General features: G+C 41.8%; 28 protein-coding genes. 15 read left to right on the forward strand and 13 right to left on the reverse strand.

Going from position 1 to position 24,175, the window contains the following annotated elements; translation table 11 throughout:
• The first annotated feature begins 245 nt into the window (after positions 1–245).
• The 4 genes from FNW02_RS32175 (at position 246) to FNW02_RS32190 (ending at position 5,808) form a co-directional block, all read left to right on the forward strand.
• Positions 246–1,556 carry a hybrid sensor histidine kinase/response regulator gene (locus FNW02_RS32175; protein ID WP_191761502.1) on the forward strand — a complete coding sequence of 437 codons (1,311 nt, stop codon included), beginning with the start codon at positions 246–248 and terminating at the stop codon, positions 1,554–1,556.
• Between the two features lie 179 nt (positions 1,557–1,735).
• A complete protein-coding gene (gene ldpA / locus FNW02_RS32180; RefSeq protein WP_191761503.1) occupies positions 1,736–2,899 on the forward strand; it encodes a circadian clock protein LdpA in 1,164 nt (387 codons plus the stop codon).
• Positions 2,900–2,985: 86 nt separating this feature from the next.
• A complete protein-coding gene (locus tag FNW02_RS32185; protein WP_191761504.1) occupies positions 2,986–4,722 on the forward strand; it encodes a R3H domain-containing nucleic acid-binding protein in 1,737 nt (578 codons plus the stop codon).
• A 108-nt stretch (positions 4,723–4,830) separates the two neighbouring features.
• Entirely contained in the window at positions 4,831–5,808 is a 978-nt protein-coding gene (locus tag FNW02_RS32190; protein WP_225226060.1) for an AAA family ATPase, read from the forward strand.
• 147 nt (positions 5,809–5,955) lie between these two features.
• Here the strand turns inward: FNW02_RS32190 and FNW02_RS32195 are convergent, their stop codons facing one another.
• Positions 5,956–6,147: a DUF433 domain-containing protein gene (locus FNW02_RS32195; protein WP_191761505.1), complete on the reverse strand. Its 192-nt coding sequence runs from the start codon at positions 6,145–6,147 to the stop codon at positions 5,956–5,958.
• Positions 6,148–6,283: 136 nt separating this feature from the next.
• Positions 6,284–7,003, reverse strand: coding sequence for a LuxR C-terminal-related transcriptional regulator (locus FNW02_RS32200; RefSeq protein ID WP_191761506.1), 720 nt, complete (start codon positions 7,001–7,003; stop codon positions 6,284–6,286).
• 89 nt (positions 7,004–7,092) lie between these two features.
• Here FNW02_RS32200 and FNW02_RS32205 point away from each other — a divergent pair, with 89 nt between their 5' ends.
• Positions 7,093–7,788 (forward strand): DJ-1/PfpI family protein, encoded by a 696-nt coding sequence (locus tag FNW02_RS32205; protein WP_191761507.1) that lies wholly within the window; start codon positions 7,093–7,095, stop codon positions 7,786–7,788.
• A gap of 89 nt (positions 7,789–7,877) precedes the next feature.
• Here FNW02_RS32205 and FNW02_RS32210 read toward each other — a convergent pair whose 3' ends face one another.
• On the reverse strand, positions 7,878–8,567 hold the full coding sequence (locus tag FNW02_RS32210; protein ID WP_191761508.1) for a LuxR C-terminal-related transcriptional regulator: 690 nt from the start codon (positions 8,565–8,567) through the stop codon (positions 7,878–7,880).
• Positions 8,568–8,666: 99 nt separating this feature from the next.
• Between FNW02_RS32210 and FNW02_RS32215 the strand changes: the two genes are divergently transcribed.
• The 6 genes from FNW02_RS32215 (at position 8,667) to FNW02_RS32235 (ending at position 10,882) form a co-directional block, all read left to right on the forward strand.
• Positions 8,667–9,323 (forward strand): DUF3386 domain-containing protein, encoded by a 657-nt coding sequence (locus FNW02_RS32215; RefSeq protein ID WP_191761509.1) that lies wholly within the window; start codon positions 8,667–8,669, stop codon positions 9,321–9,323.
• Positions 9,324–9,619: 296 nt separating this feature from the next.
• A complete protein-coding gene (locus FNW02_RS32220) occupies positions 9,620–9,937 on the forward strand; it encodes a hypothetical protein (protein WP_191761510.1) in 318 nt (105 codons plus the stop codon).
• A complete protein-coding gene (locus tag FNW02_RS40000; protein ID WP_348535483.1) occupies positions 9,934–10,089 on the forward strand; it encodes a hypothetical protein in 156 nt (51 codons plus the stop codon). The genes FNW02_RS32220 and FNW02_RS40000 overlap by 4 nt, the downstream gene beginning before the upstream one ends.
• A 24-nt stretch (positions 10,090–10,113) precedes the next feature.
• Positions 10,114–10,299 carry a hypothetical protein gene (locus FNW02_RS40005; protein ID WP_348535484.1) on the forward strand — a complete coding sequence of 62 codons (186 nt, stop codon included), beginning with the start codon at positions 10,114–10,116 and terminating at the stop codon, positions 10,297–10,299.
• A gap of 80 nt (positions 10,300–10,379) precedes the next feature.
• Positions 10,380–10,601, forward strand: a complete 222-nt coding sequence (locus FNW02_RS32230) for a hypothetical protein (RefSeq protein ID WP_191761511.1) — start codon at positions 10,380–10,382, stop codon at positions 10,599–10,601.
• The gene (locus FNW02_RS32235; protein ID WP_191761512.1) at positions 10,598–10,882 is read left to right on the forward strand and encodes a type II toxin-antitoxin system RelE/ParE family toxin; all 285 of its coding nucleotides are present in this window, start codon (positions 10,598–10,600) and stop codon (positions 10,880–10,882) included. The genes FNW02_RS32230 and FNW02_RS32235 overlap by 4 nt, the downstream gene beginning before the upstream one ends.
• Positions 10,883–10,997: 115 nt before the next feature.
• On the opposite strand, the gene FNW02_RS32240 is transcribed toward FNW02_RS32235, so the two are convergent.
• Positions 10,998–12,491, reverse strand: a complete 1,494-nt coding sequence (locus tag FNW02_RS32240; RefSeq protein ID WP_191761513.1) for an aminotransferase-like domain-containing protein — start codon at positions 12,489–12,491, stop codon at positions 10,998–11,000.
• A 216-nt stretch (positions 12,492–12,707) separates the two neighbouring features.
• Here FNW02_RS32240 and FNW02_RS32245 point away from each other — a divergent pair, with 216 nt between their 5' ends.
• Positions 12,708–12,923, forward strand: coding sequence for a hypothetical protein (locus FNW02_RS32245; RefSeq protein ID WP_191761514.1), 216 nt, complete (start codon positions 12,708–12,710; stop codon positions 12,921–12,923).
• A 13-nt stretch (positions 12,924–12,936) separates the two neighbouring features.
• Here the strand turns inward: FNW02_RS32245 and FNW02_RS32250 are convergent, their stop codons facing one another.
• The 5 genes from FNW02_RS32250 to FNW02_RS32270 all read right to left on the reverse strand — a co-directional run bounded on the left by FNW02_RS32250 (position 12,937) and on the right by FNW02_RS32270 (position 17,078).
• A complete protein-coding gene (locus FNW02_RS32250; RefSeq protein ID WP_191761515.1) occupies positions 12,937–13,341 on the reverse strand; it encodes a GFA family protein in 405 nt (134 codons plus the stop codon).
• Between the two features lie 140 nt (positions 13,342–13,481).
• Complete coding sequence (locus tag FNW02_RS32255; protein ID WP_191761516.1) at positions 13,482–13,829, reverse strand: hypothetical protein; 348 nt, start codon at positions 13,827–13,829, stop codon at positions 13,482–13,484.
• A gap of 83 nt (positions 13,830–13,912) precedes the next feature.
• The gene (locus tag FNW02_RS32260; protein ID WP_191761517.1) at positions 13,913–15,397 is read right to left on the reverse strand and encodes a CIA30 family protein; all 1,485 of its coding nucleotides are present in this window, start codon (positions 15,395–15,397) and stop codon (positions 13,913–13,915) included.
• A gap of 118 nt (positions 15,398–15,515) precedes the next feature.
• A complete protein-coding gene (locus tag FNW02_RS32265; protein WP_191761518.1) occupies positions 15,516–15,779 on the reverse strand; it encodes a Ycf66 family protein in 264 nt (87 codons plus the stop codon).
• A 36-nt stretch (positions 15,780–15,815) separates the two neighbouring features.
• Positions 15,816–17,078, reverse strand: a complete 1,263-nt coding sequence (locus tag FNW02_RS32270) for a protein kinase domain-containing protein (RefSeq protein WP_191761519.1) — start codon at positions 17,076–17,078, stop codon at positions 15,816–15,818.
• 255 nt (positions 17,079–17,333) lie between these two features.
• Here FNW02_RS32270 and FNW02_RS32275 point away from each other — a divergent pair, with 255 nt between their 5' ends.
• On the forward strand, positions 17,334–17,843 hold the full coding sequence (locus FNW02_RS32275; protein ID WP_191761520.1) for a HugZ family pyridoxamine 5'-phosphate oxidase: 510 nt from the start codon (positions 17,334–17,336) through the stop codon (positions 17,841–17,843).
• Positions 17,844–17,952: 109 nt separating this feature from the next.
• Positions 17,953–18,840, forward strand: coding sequence for an alpha/beta fold hydrolase (locus FNW02_RS32280; protein WP_191761521.1), 888 nt, complete (start codon positions 17,953–17,955; stop codon positions 18,838–18,840).
• A 10-nt stretch (positions 18,841–18,850) separates the two neighbouring features.
• Here the strand turns inward: FNW02_RS32280 and FNW02_RS32285 are convergent, their stop codons facing one another.
• Positions 18,851–19,690, reverse strand: coding sequence for a Uma2 family endonuclease (locus FNW02_RS32285; RefSeq protein ID WP_191761522.1), 840 nt, complete (start codon positions 19,688–19,690; stop codon positions 18,851–18,853).
• Between the two features lie 340 nt (positions 19,691–20,030).
• Here FNW02_RS32285 and FNW02_RS32290 point away from each other — a divergent pair, with 340 nt between their 5' ends.
• On the forward strand, positions 20,031–21,158 hold the full coding sequence (locus tag FNW02_RS32290) for an acyltransferase family protein (protein ID WP_191761523.1): 1,128 nt from the start codon (positions 20,031–20,033) through the stop codon (positions 21,156–21,158).
• A 3-nt stretch (positions 21,159–21,161) separates the two neighbouring features.
• On the opposite strand, the gene FNW02_RS32295 is transcribed toward FNW02_RS32290, so the two are convergent.
• The 3 genes from FNW02_RS32295 to FNW02_RS32305 form a co-directional block, all read right to left on the reverse strand.
• On the reverse strand, positions 21,162–21,743 hold the full coding sequence (locus FNW02_RS32295; RefSeq protein WP_225226061.1) for a Uma2 family endonuclease: 582 nt from the start codon (positions 21,741–21,743) through the stop codon (positions 21,162–21,164).
• Between the two features lie 287 nt (positions 21,744–22,030).
• Positions 22,031–23,071 carry a GTPase ObgE gene (gene obgE / locus FNW02_RS32300; RefSeq protein ID WP_191761524.1) on the reverse strand — a complete coding sequence of 347 codons (1,041 nt, stop codon included), beginning with the start codon at positions 23,069–23,071 and terminating at the stop codon, positions 22,031–22,033.
• Positions 23,072–23,285: 214 nt separating this feature from the next.
• Positions 23,286–23,951, reverse strand: a complete 666-nt coding sequence (locus tag FNW02_RS32305; protein ID WP_191761525.1) for a Mo-dependent nitrogenase C-terminal domain-containing protein — start codon at positions 23,949–23,951, stop codon at positions 23,286–23,288.
• Positions 23,952–24,175 lie beyond the last annotated feature (224 nt).

The following is a 24,175-nucleotide window of genomic DNA, read 5'->3' on the forward strand; positions in this document are numbered from 1 at the left end:
TGGTCAGTAAGCTTTGTACAATTTCCATATGGCTATCGAGTCGGTGCTTGTTTGTTCTAATCAGCACCTTAATGGTTCGATAGTTTTCTTGTCTATTCCCTCAACTCAAAATTGTCCGGAGTATTGAGATATGAGTAAATTTAGATATTATAAATCTTTTTGTGAAATCGCGCGACAACTTATTTAGGCTGATTTAAAAGCGTTTAACACATACTTAATTTTTATAAAAGTAGCTGTTTTTGAAAATGGATTTAAATCAAACTAACCAACATAAAGGAAATATTTTAGTTGTCGATGATACTCCAGATAATTTGCGTCTTTTGTCAGCGATGTTGTCTGCACAAGGTTTTGAAGTTCGCAAAGCTTTAAACGGTAAACTAGCCTTGACTGCCTGTCAGATGCTTTTACCAGATGTGATTTTGCTAGATATTAATATGCCAGGTATGGATGGCTACCAAGTTTGTCAACAACTGAAATCTAACAGTAAAACTTGTGAAGTACCAGTGATTTTTATTAGTGCCTTGGATGATGTTTTAGATAAGGTAAAAGCCTTTGAAGTTGGTGGTGTAGATTATATTACAAAACCTTTTTATGGAGCAGAGGTTGTATTGCGGATTGAAAATCAGATTAATTTACGTTCGCTTCAAACTAAATTGCAAGAAAATAATTTTTTACTACAACAAGCTCTTGATAATTTAAAAGCTGCTCAAGTTCAACAGATTCAAAACGAAAAGATGGTGGCGCTGGGGCAGTTAGTGGCTGGAATTGCTCATGAAGTTAATAATCCTATTAGTTTTATTTATGGCAATCTTCAATATGCTGGACAGTATGTAGAAGATTTAGTAAATTTGATTAATATCTATCAACAAGAATATCCGAAACCCACACCAAAAATTCAGCAAATAGTCAATGACATAGATTTGAATTTTGTGATTAATGACCTGCAAAACCTCATAGGTGCTATGTATAGAGGTGCTGATCGGATTCGGGAAATCGTACTAGCGCTACAAAACTTCTCTAGGCATGATGAAGCCGAAATGAAGCAAGTAAATATTCATGAAGGCATCAATAGTGCTCTGGTGATGTTGCAGCATCGACTTAGAGAAACAGCAGATCGTCCTGCTATTGTTGTAGTTAAAGAGTATGGCGATTTGCCTCTAGTCAATTGTTATGCTAGTGAATTAAATCAGGTATTTATGCATCTGTTGAATAATGCAATTGATGCTATGGAAGAGTCATTTGTCACTAGTCATTTTTCATTATTAGTAGACAAAGGACAAAATAAAACTCCGCAAATTCGGATTCATACAGAAGTTAAAGACTCTAATTTTGTCAGAATTGCGATCGCTGATAATGGCTCTGGTATAGATGAATCGTTGCGATCGCGTTTATTTGACCCATTTTTTACCACAAAACCTGTAGGCAAAGGTAGTGGGCTAGGATTGTCGATTAGCCATCAGATCATTGTGCAAAAACACCAAGGACAGATTACTTGCACCTCATACCCAGGAAAAGGAGCAGAGTTTGCAATCAAAATTCCCATAAAGTTAAGCTAATACTGATATTTTTAGGTAGCGTTAGAAACTTAGTACTAAGAAGATGAAAGCTTTTTTACCAGATGTTAACGCCTGATCCGATTGATGTAGACTACCACTCAAAACTCTGCATGAGGAAATCCGGACTTTTTATTGATTACAGGCTACTATTTTTAGTCGCATAAACGCATAATAGAAATGTGACTGATCTGTTCGCCCCTTTACAATCTCTGAAACAAGGTGACTGGTTCAAGCTCATCTGCGGAGCCAGCTTCCAGCATTTGCCTGCGGTCAGAAGTTTAACATTAGCCTACACTTTGGCGGGTGCTGACTGCATAGATGTGGCAGCTGATCCAGCGGTGATTGCAGCAGCGCAAGCAGCGCTACAAGTAGCCAGAGATTTGGCTAGGGATGCCCAGGAGCGAGGGTTTAGCTACAAAGGCAACTCACCCTTTTTGATGGTCAGCCTAAACGATGGAGAAGACCCGCATTTTCGGAAAGCAGAGTTTAATTCTACAGAGTGTCCTACAGACTGCCCTAGACCCTGTGAAAGGATTTGTCCGGCACAAGCAATCGTGTTTAACCGTATAAAAGACGAATTTTCGGGAGTGGTATCTCAAAAGTGCTACGGCTGTGGCCGCTGCATACCAGTTTGTCCGTATGATATAATTTATACATCATCATACATGTCAACGCCGGGAGCGATCGCGCCACTAGTAATGTCAACGGGAATAGATGCCGTAGAAATTCATACAAAAGTCGGGCGTTTGACAGAATTTCAGCAATTATGGCAAGCAATTTCACCGTGGGCTGATCAACTAAAGTTAATAGCCATCAGCTGTCCCGATGGCGAGGGAATGACTGACTACCTTCATGCAATTTATGACCTGATTACCCCGCTTAAGAGTGCTTTAATTTGGCAAACCGATGGTCGTCCCATGAGTGGAGATATTGGAGATGGAACCACTTTAGCAGCGGTGAAATTAGGACAAAAAGTTTTGGCAGCTAAGTTACCAGGATATGTGCAGTTAGCAGGTGGTACTAATAGCTACACTGTTGCTAAGTTAAAAGCAATGGGACTGCTGAACAGTGCTGAGAAAAACTGTATTACTCAGGACTCAGGATGTGCTAAACCACAGCTATCCGCTAACAGGACTCAGCACTCCCACATTTCCGGAGTAGCTTACGGTAGTTACGCCCGTGTACTGCTGTCACCAATTCTCGATCAGTTGGAGAATAAGGAGGTGAGTAACACTAGTATTAAGGCGACTGTTCGCCTAGAAGAAGATGACGTATTACTTTGGCAAGCTGTAGAACTTGCCCATTCTCTCGTTTCCCAGCTCAAGTCACAGCAGGAGCGCTAATCGCTCGTTCTGGATACTTTTCTTAACTCTGTTGACCAGAGCAAGGAAGTGTCTTCGCTATCTCTAAAAACGTCACCATAGAAAGCATGACGATTACAGACGATCTCCAAAAGTTGTTAGATATTTTGCCCCAAGACCTGCGACAAGTACTAGAGAATCATCCTAAGCGAGATAGTTTAGTTGAAGTGGTCTTGGATCTGGGTCGTCGCCCAGAGGCTCGCTTTCCCAATCAAGCTGAGTATCTGAGCGAAACACCCGTTACTCAAGAACAGATAGATGATTGCATTGAGCGAGTCGGAATCTTTGGCGGAGATAATCGCGCAGGAATTGAGCAAACTTTGCATCGGATCAGCGCTATCCGCAACCGCACCGGCAAGATTATCGGCTTGACCTGTCGTGTTGGTCGGGCGGTATTCGGAACCATTGGCATGATTCGCGATTTGGTAGAAACTGGTAAATCGATTCTCATGCTGGGGCGTCCAGGCGTGGGCAAAACTACGGCTTTAAGAGAAATTGCCCGTGTTTTGGCGGATGATCTGCATAAACGTGTGGTGATTATCGACACCTCTAACGAAATCGCTGGGGATGGTGATGTTGCTCACCCCGCCATTGGTCGTGCTAGGCGGATGCAAGTAGCTCATCCAGATCAACAGCATCAGGTGATGATTGAGGCAGTGGAAAACCACATGCCAGAAGTCATCGTAATTGACGAAATTGGCACAGAACTGGAAGCGTTAGCAGCTCGTACCATTGCCGAACGGGGTGTGCAATTGGTAGGAACTGCCCACGGGAATCAGATAGAAAACCTGATTAAAAACCCTACCCTTGCTGATTTAGTTGGGGGTATCCAGGCTGTGACGCTGGGAGATGATGAAGCCAGACGCCGGGGTTCTCAAAAGACCGTTTTGGAACGCAAAGCCCCCCCGACATTCGAGATTGCTGTGGAAATGTTGGAACGGCAACGCTGGGTAGTACACGAAAGCGTTGCTGACACAGTAGATAATCTACTCCGGGGGCGTCAGCCTAGCCCGCAAACGAGAACTGTTGATGAACAGGGTAAAGTTGCGGTTACACGGCAATTAGCTGTTGTGAATGGTCGCGGTGGACAGATGTCCACGGGGGAAGACTCTTTCCCGCCGCCTCGACCGTCCAATGGTTGGCGTTCATCTGGACAAATGGTTGCACTGCCGGCATTGCCTGTAGAGCGGGAGCGGATAACTGGGCGAAGCGAATTTGACCGCTTACTGGATGAATCTTTCAATTACTCTGAGAGCATTGATTTGGGTGTCACCAGGCAGGCGGGGCCAAATGGTGAAGATTTGCCACTGCACGTTTACCCTTATGGCGTCAGCCGCCACCAACTGGAACAGGTAATCAGCGTGCTAACTCTGCCAGTGGTATTGACAAAAGATATTGATAGTGCTGATGCAATTTTAGCATTGCGATCGCACGTCAAAAACCACGCCAAATTACGCCAAATGGCAAAAGCCCGTCAAGTACCCATCCACATGATTAAATCCAGCACCATTCCGCAAATTACTCGCGGCTTGCGGCGGTTGCTGAACATCGACGACCCAGAATTAGCCGATGACCGAGAACTGCAACTATTTTTACACAGTGGTAGCGATGACGAGATGGACGCCCTGGAAGAAGCCAGACTTGCCGTAGAGCAAATAGTGATTCCCAAAGGACAGCCAGTTGAGTTATTGCCGCGTTCTCCTCAAGTCCGCAAAATGCAACATGAGTTGGTAGAACACTATCGCCTCAAGTCGCACAGCTTTGGCGAAGAACCAAATCGGCGCTTAAGGATTTATCCGGCGTAATCATACATAGCCCCTCTCTACAAATTGAGAGGGGCTATTTTGAAAAGATAGACATCAATAAAAGTTGCCTCCACAAGAAATCTGAGATTATCTTGGATTAGGTGAGCAATGCAACATAGTATTTTATATTACATTGCTTACTCTACCTATTTATTGAGCTTAAAGAGTATGACCTTTTGGGACAGCGAAATCGATGCTGAACTAGAACAACTAAAAAAACAGCTAAAAAAGCGCTATATTGACGATGACTATACTGGTGAGTCCAATCTCAATTCTCAAGGATTGCAGGCTGTTCTGAGTAAATTAAATAATCTTGTGGGAATGCAGAATGTCAAAGATGAAATTAATACTCTCATCAACTTCCTAAAAATCCAAAATCTTCGCCATAAACAAGGACTTACTAGTATTTCTGTTACATTACACTCTGTATTTTGTGGCCCTCCCGGAACTGGAAAGACGACAGTAGCTCGTTTAATGGGAGAAATTTATAAAGAGCTAGGGATACTTTCTAAAGGTCATGTGGTAGAAACTGATAGATCGGGATTAGTTGCAGGGTATATTGGTCAAACTGCAATTAAAGTAGATGAACTTGTTGAATCAGCATTAGATGGTGTGCTGTTTATTGATGAAGCTTATGCATTAAAACCAGAAACTTCTCGTAATGATTTTGGACAAGAAGCTATAGACACTTTACTCAAACGAATGGAAGACTATAGAGACAGGTTAGTAGTTATTGTTGCTGGCTATAGCGAAGAAATGTCACGGTTTATTGACGCTAATCCCGGACTACAATCAAGATTTAATAAATTTTTCTACTTTGATGATTATAAACCTGAAGAATTACTAAATATTTTTGAGGAGATTTGTCAACATAATCATTTCAATCTAACAGAAAAATCTCAGCAAGTATTACTGAATAAATTAACTGATTTATATACTATTAGAGATAATAAATTTGGTAATGGCAGGCTTGTAAGAAATATTTTTGAAAAGACTATCGAAAAGCAATCAAATAGATTGGTAAAGATGTCTGGAATTAACAAGGAAATGATGATTCAAATCCTACCTGAAGATATCCCTTGTTAATCCAAAGCATTTCTTAGCTGCTTCACCATCTCAGCACGATTGACAACTTCTAATCTGAGGTGAAATATTCATATCTGCTAGCAGCTTGATATCAGTCACAGATTTGCCTTAAGCGCTTGGGACTATCTGAATCTGATCGGAAACAACTCAAGCGGCGTATTTAAGCGCTTGTAGGATATCTTCGGCTTCTAGTTCTGGATAGGCTTGTAATACTTCTGCCACAGACTTATTACTCGCTAGCATCTTGAGGATAACACTGACGGTGATTCGCATACTCCGAATTGTCGGTTGCCCCAAGCAAATATTAGGATTAACCGTGATGCGATCAAGTTTTTCCATTTTAAGAGCGGGCGATTAACTTGCGGCTCAATTATAGTGCGTACACACGCAAATTTATCTAGCTTAACCTTCTTTGAAATGGTGAAGAGGAGAGTTATATAGCAATCCTAAATTACATTAACTGAGTTGAAAACTGCTACAAAGCATCTCGCAGCCGCCCCACCATCTCGGCACGATTGACAACTTCTAATTTACGAAATATCCTCTTCAAAGCTTGCTTGACGGAATTTTCTTGAATCCAAAGTTTTTCACCAATTTCCGCATTAGTTAACCCTTGTGCTACCAACTCAGCAATTTGAATTTCACGCGGGGTTAAGCGATTAGCTACAGAAGAATTCAATCTTGTTTGTCGCATCCCTAAAGTTGCTAGACAGGCCGACAGATGAGTGCAAACAGCGCTTAAGTCAGAAATATTTTGGTGATTAAATGCTGGTGTATGACCCACACGGGCAAAGTAAACTGCACCGATGAGATTACCACCACCTACTATTGGGCCAGTCATGATATGTTCGTGGTCATAATAGGCGCAACAATTTTGATAAAGTTCGCATTGCTTCCAACCTCCTGGGGGTAATACCATTTCCTCGTGTGCTGGAGCATGATGCTTAACTACGTAGCGCAGTACTGGATCAACATCTTTACCAACTTTTTCGTAGAGTTCCACAAATGTATCAACATTTGGCATACCGTGGACATCTACTGCAATATAGTGCGATGACTGCTCATTCAGAAGATATATTCCCCAACGCTGTACGCCAAAATGTTCGCCAACTCCATCCATAAAGCACAGTCTGAGTTCGCGCTGGTTACGAGCAGAGGCTAAAGCTTGAAAAAAATTGTGAAGAGAATCAGCCATTGAAATTAAAGTGTACTCTTTCGAGGACTAGGCGCAGCTCCATAGTCACTCTTACCATAATCCATAACAATCATTAAGAATATTTAACAATGACTAATCCTGCAAAATATCACATTGGTCTAGTCATTTTTCCTGATATGACTCAACTAGATGTGACTGGGCCACATCAGGTATTTGCCCTCATGCCTGAAACTCACGTTCATTTATTGTGGAAGACTTTGCAGCCAGTGATAAGCACTGAGGGGATGACTATTTTACCCACTACTACTTTTGATAACTGTCCATCGCTGGATGTTTTGTGCGTCCCTGGTGGTGCTGGACAGGTGGACATGATGGTGGATACTGAAGTGCTGGAATTTCTAAAGCTACAGGGCAAAACAGCAAAGTATGTTACCTCTGTTTGTACTGGCTCTTTGATTCTAGCTGCGGCTGGATTACTACAAGGCTACCGCGCTGCTTGCCATTGGGCATTTCGTGACCAGTTAGCAATGTTAGGGGTTGAGGTTGGAACTGAAAGAGTAGTAATTGACCGCGATCGCATTACAGGCGGTGGTGTTACCGCTGGGATTGATTTCGGACTGATAGTTGCTGCTCATCTATGCGGTGAAGAAACAGCCAAGCTGATTCAGCTATTGCTAGAATATAACCCTGCACCACCTTTTAACGTCGGTTCACCAGAAAATGCTGGAAAGGTTTTAGTTGAACAGGTGAAAAAATTAGGGGAGCAGTTGATTAAAGCATCTCTCATACAGACGAAGCAGTCAGCTAAGTTGCTAGGTGTTTAATAGACAGACATCTTCGGAAATTAATTATGTATTACCCAAAATCCTTGTAGAGACGTAGCAGTGCTACATCTCTACTTTTGCGGAGATGTTTAATTGATTTGTTCGGACTGTTGAGGAGATATCGAATGCAGTTTTGCTACCATCTCAGTACGCGCTGAAACCTCCAGTTTACGAAACATCCTCTTTAAAGCTTGTTTGACGGAATTTTGCGTAATCCAAAGTTTTTCCCCAATTTCCGCATTTGTTAACCCCTGCGCTACTAGTTCAGCAATTTCTAACTCACGCGCTGTTAGTGGACTGATTAAAAAGGAGTTGGAGATTTTTGGTTTCGTCCGCAGGGTTGCCATTTTTGCCGACAAATGAAGGCATAAAGCGCTCAGGTCAGCTAAATCGTTGGCATTAAAGGCAGGATTCCCCTTGTCGCGGGTAAAGTTAAGCGTTCCCACCAGATGACCATCGCACACAATAGGCCCTGTCATGACGTGTTCATGGTCGTGGCGTGGACAAATATGCTTCCAGTCGCCTGGGGATAGTATTAATTGCTCATGAGCGGGTGCGTGCCGCTCAACCACGTAGCGCCCGACGGGATTGCTTTCTAAGCATACTGCCGGGATGCCCGGAACATCAATCTCAGCCGTTGGCGGCTCATCTAGGAGATAGATACCCCAATTTTGCACGCCAAAATGCTCGCCAATTTTATCCATGAGAGCTCGTTTTAATTCTTGCTCGTTGCGGACATTAGCGATCGCATGAAATACGGCGTGAAGAGAATTAGCCATAAGTGTACCCAGTTGGGGTCTATCCAAGGCTCAACAATTACTTCTATGCTAATACCAAGGAAAGTAAAACGCTAATTACAGTGGCGATAGGAGAAGCACATGACAGTTACACAACTCTCTGCTCAGGAACTTTTCCGAGCTGCTTATGAGAACCGCTATACGTGGGATAAGAATTTCCCCGGTTACACTGCAAATATTACTTATAAGCATGACGATAAAGTGTTTACAGGCAAAGTTCTCGTCAACGCTAATCTCAAGGCGGAAGTGTTGGATGTAGACGATGAACAAGCAAAGCAGGCAATTCACGGTCAAGCTTGGGAGATAGCAATTCACCGCATCCGCCGCAGCTTTGAAGACACTCACAGCACAAATACGTTTAGCTATGGCAAAACTGACGAAACTGGTGCAGTTGAGCTTTTAGTTGGTGGTAAGGCTGAGGGCGACAAATACAAAGTCCGCAATAATGAGGTGTGCCATGTTCACCGTCTCATCCACGGTACTTTTGTGACAATTGACACCTTTAGTAGTCATGACACTGGGGAAGGCTATTTATCTCATACCTATGACTCCGTGTACCATGACCCCAAAACTGGGGAACAAAAGGGTGGTAGAAGCGAATTTACAGATGAGTATGAAAAGGTTGGCGACTATTTCATTCTGAATCGTCGAGAAATTCGCACTGAGATAGAAGGACAAGTATCTATTCAGGAATTTGTCTTCTCTGATATCAAATTGTTAGAGCCAACTGCTGCCTAAGCTGCATGTCTTTAATATAAATAAATATTGGCGATCGCTTTGTTAATTTAAAGAGCGATCGCTTTTCTTTTTAGTGTTCCAAGTTCTGAGCATGAACTTTCGAGAAAAAAGCTTGATGTTCCAAGTTCTGAGATGAAATGATGAAGTTAAAAGGCAATTATACTTGTGGGAGGTGCGATAGTGCGGAGTGCCCGCTAGAAGCGATCATCTGACACTAATTGCAGTAAAGAAAATGCCCCCAGATATAATCAAAATATAGTAAGCCAATCACAGCAATCGAAAAGATAGTCAACAAAATGACACGACTTTCTTCTAATCACACACCACGTCGAGGAAGAGTATTCCCAGAACGCCAACTCTCACCTGAAGAGAAGGCACAACGGAAAGCTGAAGATGAGGTATTTTATCAGCGTTGTCGAGTGATATTTAACCGAGTTCAACCAGAACTAATTAAGGATCACTACGATTGGTTCATAGTCATTGAGCCTAATAATGGAGATTATATTATTGATTATGATGAAACAGTTGCTAGACAGAAGGCTCGCGATCAATTTGGTGATACCCTGCGTCTCATGATGCGAATCAACGAGACTGGAACCTGTGGCAGAATATGATTTCAGGCGAGTTTAACAGTAAAGGAGAATTAATTTTTGAAATTGGTTTGATTGCTGCTGATGGTGATATCATTCCAGTCCAGGCACTATTAGATACAGGATTTACTGGCTACTTAGCGATTGATAATCAAGATGCTCTCAGTTTGGGATAGTTGAGAGAGAGTCAAACAGAAGATATGCAGACAGCGAGAGGAGAAGCACGATTTAACCTGTATCAAGGAAATGTGCTGCTGGACGGAGAAGATTTTGCAATTCCAGCATTGGGTGGAGATGAAATGCAAGACATTCTTTTAGGTGTACGTTGGTTACAGATAAAGCGGTTGGTGGCAGATTTCTCAGCAGGAATATTGACGCTGGGATGAGGCGATCGCACTTTTCTAAGACAACAGAAGCAAGATAAGATTAGAGAATATTGAGATTATCAAAACCTATAAACACTTCAATGAACAAACTTGTACCTTTTCAGACAGTAGTTGAATATGTTGAAGCTCTTTCAACAGAAGATCAAGACTTGCTACTGGAACTTATTCAAAAAAGACGAGTTGAAAAACGGCGTCAAGAAATTGCCAACAATGCAGCACAAACCCTGGAAGCAATCAAGACTGCTAAAGCCAAACGTGGAAGCATTGCAGATCTACGGGCTGACTTGCTAAGTCAAGAATGAAAACCTTGATTTGGGATAATAGCTTTAAGCGTGCTTTTAAGCGAATGGTTCGTAAGAATCCTCGGTTAGAGGGAAAAATTTTTGAAATTTTAGAATTGCTGGAAGCTGACCCGTTTACAGTATCTTTGAAGCCATACAAATTGAAAGGCGAGCTAGAAGGTTTGTGGGCGTGTTGGGTCGAATATGATTGTCGTATAGTTTACACCTTTGATGTGAATAATGATACCAATGAAGAGATGATTGTCATCATTGATATTGGTACTCATGACGAGGTATATTGAGGAGCTTATGAAAGGCGTAGGCGTAGCCCGTCGTAGCGAAAAGTTTCCCGCCGTAGGAAACTTTTCAAGACAGACATCGCTTTACCATTAGTATAAGAATCGCATTGTTTCTATACTAAATACTGTGGGCAAGCGGCTGATAATTAGATATCCGCTCATGTCCTCTAGAAATATACTTTTTGAGCAACTTACCCACAATCGAAATACCTTGCTCAATCTCTTCTTGCGGAAGACAGAAAGTTAGACGCATGGCTGGATAACCCTGCTTATCTGGGAAAAACGCCGAACCGCACGCAAGATAGACATTTTGTGCAAAAGCTTCGTTACGAATTGTCTGAATAGGAATATTATCTGGTAACTGCACCCAGAGAAATAATCCTCCTGTGGGAACTGTCCATCGTGCTTCATCGGGAAATTCACGCTCTAAAGCTTGCAGCATCGTATTACGACTTTGCAGATTCTCTGTGCGAAGTCGGCTGAGGTGACGACGGTAATGTCCTGAAGCGAGATATTCACTTACTATTGCTTGAGAAATACTGGATGTGTGCAAGTCATGGAGTAACTTCCGCTCAATAATTGCTTGATAATGCTTGCCTGTAACTACCATATAGCCCACTCTTAAACCAGGCATCAAAGTTTTAGAAAAGGTGCTTAAGTAAATCACTAAATCATTTTTATCTAAAGCTTTAATTGGCGCAGGCACAGGTTGAAAAGCCAATCCTTCATAGGCGTTATCTTCTAAAATTGGACACTCGTATTTTTCGGCTAATGCTAGCAATTCTTGGCGATGTGCTTGTGTTGTTGTCAACCCAGTGGGATTGTGAAAGGTACTAATTGTATAAATTAATTTGGGACGATGACTATGTAAATATTGCTCTAATAATTCTAGATTTATTCCCTCCGCAGTCATGGGAATGCCAATAATCCTGGCTCCTAAGTTTTCTAAGATGGAGATTGCACCATAATAAGTGGGTGCTTCTACAATTACCCAATCACCAGGTTTTACATAATAGTTGATAGCTAATGATAACCCTTGCTGAGAGCCATTAGTAATAATTAAATTTTCTGGAAAAACCTCTAATCCCTGCTGCACTAACATTTGAGCAATTTGCTTGCATAAAGTTAGTTGTCCTTGAGGCATATCATGAGAAAAGAAAATATCAGGATTTTCTTGTCTTAATGCTCGTCTAGCGATGAGGTTGATATCTTTTGGTGGATGAGGATAACCATAACCCAAATTAATTATTCCTAGCTGTGTTTTTGCTTGCACCAAGGGAGTGTACATATCATAAAAAGAACTTTTACCTGGCTCTAAGATTGTGACATTTTGGGCTGGGGAAAATGTAGATTCCAGCTTCGTACTCTGAAGAGAAAGGCTATTGACAAAATATCCAGATCCCTGACGTGCAGAAACAATACCATCGGCTTCTAAAACACTATACGCTTCAATTATCGTGAGTTTATTAACTTGCAAACTCTCTGCAAGAGCGCGAATAGAAGGGAGGCGATCGCCACTTTTAAGTGCGCCAGATTTGATAAGATGACTGATGCGATCGCGTATCTGCAAATAAATAGGTTTACGTGATTGGCGTTCCAATAAAATGTTCATTCTGACGTACTCATTTCCAGAATGTAAAATCATCAATACTGGCAATATAAACGATTTTCACTAAGTTCACCTAGTACAGTTAGCTGATTTTCTACTATAACAGTTGCAACAATGCACAACTGTACTAGATAAAATCTGCCATAACTGTACCTTCTTAGTTAAAGATTCTTGAGTAAAACTAAAAGTAATAGTTTATTTTGATCAGGTGCTTTGATTATGAATAAATTTAATTTACTGTTATCCTTTCAAAGGATTTGGCAGCATTTTATCATCTGGATGAATAGCAGTTCTGACCTTCAAGTTTGGCAAGAATTAGATCATCAAGGTCATGCTTCTTGTTGGCATGCTTACGACCCGATAACAGGACGTTCTGCTTGTTTTGGTTCTGAGGAAGAAATGCGGATTTGGATTGATAAATGTTACTATAGATAGTATAATTTGTTAATCAAATAGTATTTTGCTTTCGTAACTTATCTATATTTTGTTCCCAATTTTCTCCATCGAAAGGTACAATTTCAAAATTAGATATTACATCCCCATCCAAACAGCGCACGTTCACATCAATACAATCAGGATGACTTCGCGGGATATAAAAAGGATGCATTCCACAAATACAGCAAAACTTATGCTGAGCAACTCCTGTATTAAATCTGTAATTTGTTAATTTATCTTCGCCTTGCAACAAGGTAAACTGTTCTTGCGACACAATTAAATGTAAAAATCCTTTTTTTCGGCAAATTGAACAGTTGCAATCATCGACTTTGTGTTTTTCTACTACTACCCGAAAACGCACCGCACCGCAGTGACATCCACCTTCGTAAGCAATTGGTTCATTGATATTTTTTGTCATGTAAAGGTAGCTTAAAAATTGATGAACTCTGCTAATTTACATTTACATCTCACACTTACCAATCAGAAAATAGAAAATAAATTATCTGACTGAGATTTGTCATCTAACAAGCATATTCCTAAATCTAATTTAAATAGGAATCAGCGTGACTCTATTTTAGAGACTCGCTCCTCTAATTTGTTAACTTGTTGCTTCAATTCAACTACTAAAGTTGCTAATCGATCAAACATCCGATCTTGCTGTGATAAGTTCCCTCTGGAACCAGTTGATTGTCGTGGGGTAAGTGTTGTTCTTGAGGATGAAGGCTGGCGTGGTTGACCAAGTTGAGATTCTAGCTGATTTAACCGCGACTCGACACGATTAAAGTCCGCTTCCAGGTTGTTGAGGCGGGACTCCACTTGTTGCGATGAGGCAGTTTTAGGAAACAATCCCATCGAGATAATCATTACTAAAATCCCGGCGAGAACTAGCACCTTGATTTTTTTCATGTCAATAGCTGGCTTGTTACAACAGCTTTTATAAGCAACTTTTGTGAGTAGGTCTACAGATTAATAATCTGAGGACATTTCATTTATTTATCCCGTTGTAAGTTAGAAAATAACCTCTGCCAATCGATAGAGTTGACAGTTTTTTCTCCTTCTTTAACTTCAAACGTGACGTTACAAGCATTTGCTAGTTTCAGCACTTGCATACAAATTTCTGCAACATCCTCACGGCTGATTTTGCCTCTAATGTTGTCACCTTGCTCGAAGATTAATTCTTTGCCTCCGGCTTCCTCTGTTAAAGCACAAGGTCTGATGATTGTATAAGGTATTCCACTTTCTCTTAAACTATCTTCTCCCTTTAATTTCCATGTTAAAATTCCTCCTAATTGGTCATTTAATTTGACCGCTGGTGGTTCTTCATCTAAATTAATACCGGGACGACCGGGACGAGTCACACCGGCTGAACTGACAAGGACAAATTGTGGTAAAGTTGCCCCGCCATAAGCTTTTATAGATTCTACTTGTAAAGAAAAACTACCAGGTGAGAATTTAGGATTTAAAGCGTTGTCATATTCAAATTTGCTCAACATTAATTGAAATGAGCAAACTTTGCTAGAGTCAATTGGTGGAGCATCTTTTACAGTTTTTGCCCGAAATACGGGAATTAAATCTGCAAAAGGGACGTGAATATCTATCCAGGTATTGGCTACAGTATCAAAAGAATAGCCATAACCAACGCCGTCCCATTGTGTTTCTGTCCGCAGAAAGATTTTATAGCGCTGACCATCGCCTCTAACGCGCAATTTCACACCTTCGTAATCAGATAAGTTGAAAGGTGGATCAAAGTTTTTAGTTCTTACTGAAGCAAATCCGCCAGAATTAGCGGTGGAGACATTACCAGCAAACAAAGCTGTATTTTCCACAAATTGCATATTACTTGCACTCACACCACCCATCACAACATCATCAACCGCACCCCAAATGTTTTTTAATTCTATTGATGGATTCGTAAAGTCAAATATTAGTTTTTCACTTGCTTGGGGTAGATATTTGGTTGCTGCTTTTACTAAGTTTTTAACACCTTGATATTCTACGTTTTCAGGGGTGTCACCAACAATTTCTGGTTGGTAAAACTTAACACCTTGGTAATACTTTGCTCTATCTGCTGTGTCTCCTTCTACTGGTTGCACACGTACTGCTGTACAACAAATGACAGCTTGGACATCAGCCATGACTATGGAATTTAAAGTTTCTGGTTTAGTAATATCCGCAACTACTAAGTCAACATCATTACCAATAATTGACCGTGCCCTGTCGATATCTCGCACGATCGCCCGAACTTTATAACCCCGTTCTAGCGATCGCCGCACCACCCTTTTACCGACGCCACCCGTTGCGCCTGCTACCAGTATTACACCCATATTTCTTCCTCCATCGGGTCTATTTTGATTATCCTTGGGACGACCTTGGATTAACTCTTGTACCCAGTTAAGGAAAGGAATTACCTCAAAGTAAGTCAGGGTTTCGATAAACCTGCCTAAGTCCCATTGAGAACGATTTTTGTCAGTCACAATCGCGTCCTCGCAACTTTTCTTAAGTCTAACTTAAGCAGCAGACAAAATAACAAATCTTGGTTTTCTAATTTGTAATTAGTTTGACATTCAACTATAGTAAATTTTGAAGTCTGAATTATGATTTAGTATTTTTGATTCGCAATCTGATACTTTCAGCTGTGTAGAAAATAGCAGATGCAGTCAATAAGATTAAACTAAATTGTGGCAATTCGTTAAGATATCTACCTTGAAATAAAAGACTCAGACCAGAAATTAAAAACGCTATGATTAATAATACATCTTGACGTTTAAATATTTTGGGACGCAATAAAGGTACAACACATAACGAAATTGCTGCTAATATCAAAATATTGCCTATAAGATTAGTTGAGTTATTCATTAATTATTCAATGGAAAATTTAGCCCTGGAGTTGTTTTACCTATTTCCTCGCCAATGGATACACTCTGCTGCTGAGAAAATACTGATTCCTGCTAATAGGAATTGACTAATTTGGATTTCAGGCTTAACATACTGACTTTGAAATAAAAGCAATATTCCACAGATACAGAAAATAACAGCAAAGATAGCGTCATAATCTCTTGCAATATTAGAGTACCAAGAACGGAGAAAAAACAAACTTGCTCCAAAAGCTGCTAGACCAACACCTAGCAAAATTACCCAGGTAGTTGACTTAAAGAAAAATAACCCAGCCGCGCCGACAAATGGTATGAATCTGATTACAGATAATACTTTGTTAAGGAAAGATAATAATGTAACTTGAGGCTTGGAGTGGTCAAGAAAACTAGAAGCGGGTGTTGGTGATTGTGTAGGGGTATATGTGCCTACAGACGGAATTGAAGGTTGAGTAGGTGCGAAAGGACTTAACAATTGCCGGAGATCTTGTAGTACTTCTGTGGCAGACTGATAGCGATCGCGGTAGTGATAACGCACCATCTTTTGCACAACCTCTGCCAGTCGCGAGGAAACCTGTGTTTGATTTTGCCATACAACTTCACCCGTTTCCAAATTCTCCTGTAATTGTGACGGCAGTATTCCCGTTAACGCCTGAATAGCAATCATTCCTAACGCATATATATCACTATTGTGGCGTGGTTTACCTTGTGCCTGTTCTGCTGGCATGTATCCAGGAGTACCAATAGCCACAGTGGCCGCTATTTGGCTATCTGCGGCTACTTGCGTTTGCATTTGTTTAACTGCGCCAAAGTCAATTAAAACTAACTTGCCATCATAGTCTCGTCTAATTAAGTTATCAGGCTTGATGTCACGATGAATCACTCCGTAGCTATGAACAAACTCCAAAACTCCCAAAACATCTTGTAGCATCTGAATGACTTGATTTTCATTCCAACATTCATTAGGGCGCATTTCTGTGCCGAGTGGATGCCCAACAATTAACTCTTGCACCAAGCAAAATTCTTGATTTTCTTCAAAGTAAGCTAAAAGACGAGGAATTTGGTCATGGTTGCCCAATTGTTCTAGAATCTCTGCCTCACTATTAAATAGGCGTCTAGCAACTTGCAAGTAGTAGGGGTCAGAAATCGCAGGTTTCAGTAGCTTCAAAACACATTTGGGATTACCCGGTCGGCGGGTGTCTTCTACAATGTATGTTTCTCCAAACCCTCCGGCACTCAAAACTTGGATAACTTTGTAACGCCCATCTAATAGCTTTCCTAGCATAGTGTGGCTGACGCAAGTATTTTTACAACATCTTGCTACATAATAACGGAACGGTTGCTAAAGGCAGGAGCGGAGGGGCGGAGAAACACGGGGTGGAGGGGCAAAGGAGCAGGGGGAGCAGGGGAAGAAAAATTACAATTGACTAATGACTCTTGACTTTTGACTCAGCACTTCTGGCTTTGTTTGCATTCCATCCTATCGGTCAATAACGTTAGGATACTGAATGAATTGTTATTCATCCTACAGTAATTTTTTATGAGTCAACTGGAAAAAATTCAATCAGAGTACGAAAAATTTCCTGAAGAAATTCAGAGTGTCATCATTAGCACTGTAAGCGCACAGGGAATACCCAACTCTGGTTACACTCCCTATGTGATGGATGATGCTAAGAATATTTACATCTACGTCAGCGGTCTTGCGACCCATACCAAAAACCTTGATGCCAATCCTCATGTTAGTGTCTTATTTATTGAGGATGAAGCTCAGACTAACCAAATTTTCGCCCGTCGCCGTTTAAGTTTTGATTGTACGGCAACCTTAATAGAGCGGGAAACTGACAAGTGGAATAAAATTGTTGAGCAATTTCAAGGACGGTTTGGTCAAATTATTGAGGTTTTGCGCGGCTTGGCTGACTTTCGGATTTTCCAGCTAACTCCTAGTGAAGGTCGTTTTGTAATTGGTTTTGGAGCAGCTTATCACATCAGTGGCGATAATCTCCATCAACTTGTTCAACTTACAGGAGATAGTGACCAAAAGCCAGCATAAAAAATGAAGTAATAAGAGACAAAAAGCGTACTATCTCACGGTATCGGTAAGCTTTACTTTATACTTTTGGCGTTAGGCTAAGTGCAATTAAACTAAACTTTTTAATTTTATGCTTCAGTTTCAACCTCTTGGCTTTGGACATAAAGTTATCCATACATCCTTGGGGGCAATGGTTTACTATACCCAAACGAATGACCCTTGGACGTTCGCTGATACTGAAGATTTACCTCCATTACTATTTCTTCACAATTTTGGTGGTGGGGCCTCTGCATACGAATGGTCTAAAGTTTACCCGGCTTTTGCCTCCACTTACCATGTTTTGGCTCCCGACTTAATCGGTTGGGGAGAGTCGGCTCATCCACCCAGAGATTATCAAATTAGGGATTATCTCAGCACGATCGCCGAGTTTATCATTCAAACTTGTCGCCAGCCTGTGACGGTGGTAGCCTCGTCTCTAACAGCTGCTTTTGCTATCCGCTTGGCTATTGTCCAACCCAACTTATTCAAAACACTGTTTTTAGTCTGTCCTTCTGGGTTTGATGACTTTGGCCAGGGTGCTGGACGCAGACTTCCACTTTCGGTAATTAATACACCCCTATTAGACAGTTTAATTTATACTCTTGGTGCTGAAAATGAAATTGCAGTGCGAAACTTTTTGCAGAGTTTTCTCTTTGCTAAAGCCCAACGAGTATCCCAAGAAATGGTAGAGGCTTATTTAACCTCTGCACAACAGCCTAATGCTAAGTTTGCCGCTTTGTCATTTTTACGGGGCGACCTTTACTTTGATCTAAGTTTGTATATTCAGCAACTAATAATTCCCACTGTGGTTTTTTGGGGTGAAAAAGCACAATTTACCACTATCAAACTAGGACGGCGCTTGGCAAATTTAAATACAAGTGCAGTTCAAGATTTTTATGCGATCGCAGATGCAGGAATACTACCTCATCTAGAAATACCAGAAGTTGTAATTGGTCTATTACAACGCTATCTGAAATGAGGTATTATTGCTAAGCACTTAGTTGTACGATCGCAGACTCCGGCAAACCTGTTAACTCCGCTACTTGTTTTACTGTCATCCCTAATTGAAGCAACTTTCGTGCTGTTTGTTGCAACTGCGAACTAACTTGATCTGCTCGTTGTTGTTCCTGATCTGCGCGTTGTTGTTCCTGATCTGCGCGTTGTTGCTCCTGATCTGCGCGTTGTTGTTCCTGATCTGCGCGTTGACGTTGCTTTTCCTCTGCTGTTGGCAACAATTCTCCATCTATTGTTGCCCAACGCAACCAAGTTGTATTAACACCTTTGTAGCTACCTTGCCAACGTAGCAATACTAAACCTAATGCTTGACTCACTAATTGATTGTCCGCATTAGGTGTTATTGATTGATACACTCCACTACCAAGAGAAAAACCAGCCCAGTCATCAGGGTTGAAAGGATCAAACCAGAAATATTCTGGAACGCGCATCTGATTTTGATAAATCAACTTTTTCTCATTTTTATCGGTTGCTGCTGTACCCGGAGAAAGCAATTCAATTACGACATCAGGGCCTTTACCTTCTTCCCAAACAACCCAACTGCGGCGTTCTCCTTTGGGGACTCCCAGTACAGCAAAAAAGTCTGGGCCTCTAAAATCTTGGTTTTTCAACTGAGCCAAACTGAAATAGACAAACATATTGCCGCTTGCATATCCATCCTCCCGTTGTTCCAGCCAAGTCTCTACGACATCAATTAACAATTCCATTTGCATTTTATGCCGTTGGCTTTCCATTGGAATACCGTCATCGTAGGGTAGATCCGCCTGGGTAGGTGGGAGTGTTATGTCTGGTGCAGCGAGGGTAGTTTCTGACATAGTTTTCTTAAAGGTGATCTGGTGGAGCTTCTCCCAATTTCCGTAACCGAGCCGCTAATTGCTCTGCACGTTGTTGTACATCAGTCCGTCGTCGTTCTGCTTCCTGGGGTAATAGTACCAAATTACCTGCTGTACAAACTAGCAGCCAACTATAGCCCCAACGTCTGACAGCACAATTAATCGAGAAGACTAATATTTCTATATTGCTTGATTACTTGGAGGCTATGATTCACTTAGATATTAGCCTGCGATCGCTCAGTTCAGGTGTGATGGCTACTTTTCATAACTGTACTTTGCAGACACCTCAATTTACAATTTAACAAAATTTTAACTTGCGTCTATGCGTCTGACCTCACTTGATGTTTTTCGTGGCATTACCATCGCTGGCATGATTCTCGTCAACATGATGGGAGTCGCAGATGACGTATATCCTCTGTTAGCTCATGCCGCCTGGAACGGTTGTACACCGACAGATTTAGTATTTCCCTTCTTTCTGTTCATTATCGGAGTGGCGATGACTTTCTCTTTGTCAAAGTACACCGAAGCCAACAAACCTACTTCAGCAGTTTACTGGCGGATCTTGCGCCGCGCCGCTATTCTTTTTGCCTTGGGGTTGTTGCTAAATGGTTTTTGGAATAAGGGTGTTTGGACTTTCGATTTGAGTAGCATCCGCATTATGGGGGTATTGCAGCGCATCAGCCTTAGTTATCTTTTAGCCTCTTTGGTAGTGCTCAACTTGCCGCGTAAAGGGCAATGGATACTAGCAGCAGTCCTACTCATCGGCTACTGGTTGACGATGATGTATGTACCAGTACCCGATTATGGCGCTGGCATTCTCACGCGCACAGGCAACTTCGCCGCTTACATTGACCGTCAAATTATACCGAATGTACATCTGTATGCAGGCGATGGTTTCAAAAATTTAGGAGATCCAGAAGGACTTTTCAGCACCATTCCCGCGATCGCCAGCGTCCTTGCTGGCTACTTTACCGGGCAATGGATACGCAGTCAATCAGTGCAATCACGCACGAGTGTAGGGTTAGTATTATTTGGCATTGGTTGCTTAATTATTGGTTGGGTGTGGGGGTGGACATTTCCCATTAATAAAAAGCTGTGGACGAGTTCCTACGTTGTCTTTACTAGCGGTTGGGCGTTACTGTTGCTAGCAGCTTGTTACGAACTCATCGAAGTGCGGCTGATACGTCGCTGGAGTAAACCCTTTGAAATTATGGGCTTAAATGCGATCGCACTTTTTGTTGCATCCGTTTTATTAATTAAAATATTAGTCAAAACCCGTATTGGTTCTGGAGAAAATGCTCCCAGCACCTACAATTGGATTTACCAGAATCTTTTCGCTTCTTGGGCGGGTGCGCTAAATGGTTCGCTGTTGTTTGCCCTGATCACTGTATTATTGTGGTTTGCAGTTGGGGTCTTGATGTATCGCCAACGCTGGTTCATCAAAGTGTAAACTTTACTCTTCTGCGTTAAAGTCTACCTTATCGTAAATATCCGCCAGCAAAACTTGGCAAGGAACAGAAGCTAAATTTAAAGTTACCTCTTCATCTTCATATTCAGAAAATATCCATTTGTTATTATCTGTTTTAAAGTATTGTTCAACATGCATTTTGTACTGGTCAATTAGAACATACTCCTGAAAATTAGGAATCGTCCGATAAGCAGCAAACTTTTCATCCCTGTCATAACTTTTGGTAGATTTTGACAGCACCTCAGCAATAAATACTGGATTCATTAGAGTGTCTCGTCTTCCTTCTTGATATTCCAAGGGAGTTTTCACCACCATGACATCAGGATAAGTGTGAATTCGCCTGTTAGGAACCCAAAGACGTTGATCTGTTACAAAGACTCGATAAGGCTGACGCTTGAGAAGAAAATTTAGCGTACCACTTAAGTTAAGCGCAATTTGGTTGTGATTCGGTGTTCCGCCTGTCATTAGGATAATTTGTCCATCAATATATTCATGTCGTTCTTCTGAATTAACTTCTATTTCTAGGTATTCTTCAGGCGAATAGTAGCGTTGTTCTTGTAATTGCATAATGATTCCTCATTTTTGGGTGATATATATTATCCAATTAACTGAACGCCGAGAAGTTCCAGAGATACTGGAACTTTCAAGCTAGATAGCTGAACTAGTATAAAATCCAGCCTTTGAGTTTGAGCCAGTCAACTTATTTTTGTTATTTTAGTCAATTACCCCAACACCTCTAATACGGTTCGGTTAACATGTTTGTCTCTCGAAGATCCCCCCAACCCCCCTTAAAAAGGGGGGCTTTTTCTGATCTTTACCCCCTTTTTAAGGGGGTCGCCGCAGGCGGGGGGATCTTATCCGAACCGTATTGCCAACACCTCTGCTTCTTCAACAGCATTAAGTTCGTCAAGAATTCGCCAAAGTTCTTGTAACATTGGCTCTAAGCCAGTGCGCGTCACTGCTGAAATTAAGAAAACTGGGGCGTAGGAAAGATGATTAAGTTGGGTGGCTAGCGCTTCCAAATCCACTGTTTCTTTATCAACCGCGTCAATTTTGTTCAGCGCCAAAATTTGGGGACGCTTGGCTAAACCTTGTCCATAAGCTTGTAATTCTTGCTGAATTGTATTGTAATCTCTGATTACATCATCACTGGTGGCGTCAATTAAGTGCAATAGCACCCGCGTGCGCTCGATGTGGCGCAAGAAATCGTGTCCTAGTCCAGCACCATGAGATGCTCCCTCAATTAGTCCGGGAATATCAGCGAAAACTGTACCATCACCAGTGGGTTTGCGTACTACACCCAAATTTGGTATGAGGGTAGTAAAGGGGTAATCGGCAATTTTTGGGCGTGCGGCAGACAAAGATGAAATTAAAGTGGATTTTCCCGCATTTGGTAAGCCAATAATTCCCACTTCTGCCAAAAGTTTCAACTCTAAACGCAACACCTTCATTTCCCCTGGTAGTCCGGGGAGGGCGTATTCTGGGGCGCGGTTGCGATTACTCAAGAAATGCTGATTTCCCAATCCACCTTTACCGCCTTCAGCAACCCGAAATCTTTGTCCAGGTTCGATTAAATCCTCTAGCAAAGCACCTGTTCCTGCATCATAAATAGCAGTACCACAAGGAACTTCGATGATTAAATCCTTTCCTGATGCTCCAGTGCAGTTATTTGGCCCACCACGAGCACCGTTTTCTGCTTGAAAGCGATGGTTATATCTGAAGTCCAGCAAGGTTTGTAGGTTCTCATCGGCAACAAAAATTACCGAGCCGCCTCGTCCACCATTACCACCGGAGGGGCCGCCTGCTGGTACATACTTCTCGCGCCGGAAGGCGACAATACCATCGCCACCTTTGCCAGCTTCAACTTCAATTACTGATTGGTCGATAAATTGCATATTCTTAGAGTCCTGAGTGCCGAATGGTGAGTTATAAATTATAAGTTTTAATTAACTATTCATTCCTCACTCTTTACTTGTAACTCTCCGAGAACTCTGAGCGGAATTTTTTCCTTTAGACGCCCATAAGACAGTCTGGGATTCAGATATCAGAAGTTCGGTGATTCCCCATTCAGCACTCAGCACTCAGAATTCAGAACTCAGCACTCAGCACTCAAATGTATGGTGAAATATCTTCACCGCATTCATCTGCTAGATAGGAGAGGGCGCGGAAACGCAAGCCTACTAGTTGCTCATACAGCGGATTAATTTTGCACATCGGCGGAATATGAACAATCTTACGTCCAAACAGTTTGACATCCCGCTCAAAGGGGCACTGGGAAGGAATCATTTTGCACAAAAAGCGGGCTACTCTTGGATCTTGGATATCTAGCCCGTCTAGCCATTGACGCAGGGGGTGTAGTGCGTTAATTTGCGGCTTTGTCAGCCCAGTTGTAGGGGTAATTTGTGGATGTTCCAGGGTATGGCGAAGGGCTTCCAGTACATTCTCTGGCTGTTCCAAGGCTTGGCACAACTGTTGTAAAACCTTGTCTTCACTGGGAGAATAAGTACCATCTGCGATCGCTACCATCACGGCTGTACGCAAGAAATTTTCCGCTGCTGGTGTACCTTTACCCAATACTGCGGCTAATTCCTCTGGTGTGATTACCTCTAGTGACTCGAAGTTAATCCCAGGAGCTAATTCATCCTCGGTGATGCTGGCAATCAATTCCTGTTCTTGGGCGTCGAAATTACCATCAGCCCAAGCAATGGTGAGCAGTCCACGCAACCAAGCGGCAATTTGTTCGCTGCTGTAGGGGGATTGAACGGCACTTATCATAAACTCACGTCTCAAGCTTTCCTCAATCAATACTAAGCTACCTTGAAGGTGGATAAACTGTTACACAGCTAACTTAAAAGCTCTAAAGATTTGTTTTTTATTAAAAGATAAAGGAAAAATTGACAGTTTCCAGTTCCCTGTCTTTCCCTGTAACTTTTGACAGTGAAGCGATGTTTGTCTTGAAAAGTGACTCGCTAAAGCTGCGCTAACAGTTCGCCCTTGGT

This window comes from Komarekiella delphini-convector SJRDD-AB1 (assembly GCF_014831675.1).
Taxonomy (GTDB): Bacteria; Cyanobacteriota; Cyanobacteriia; order Cyanobacteriales; family Nostocaceae; genus Komarekiella.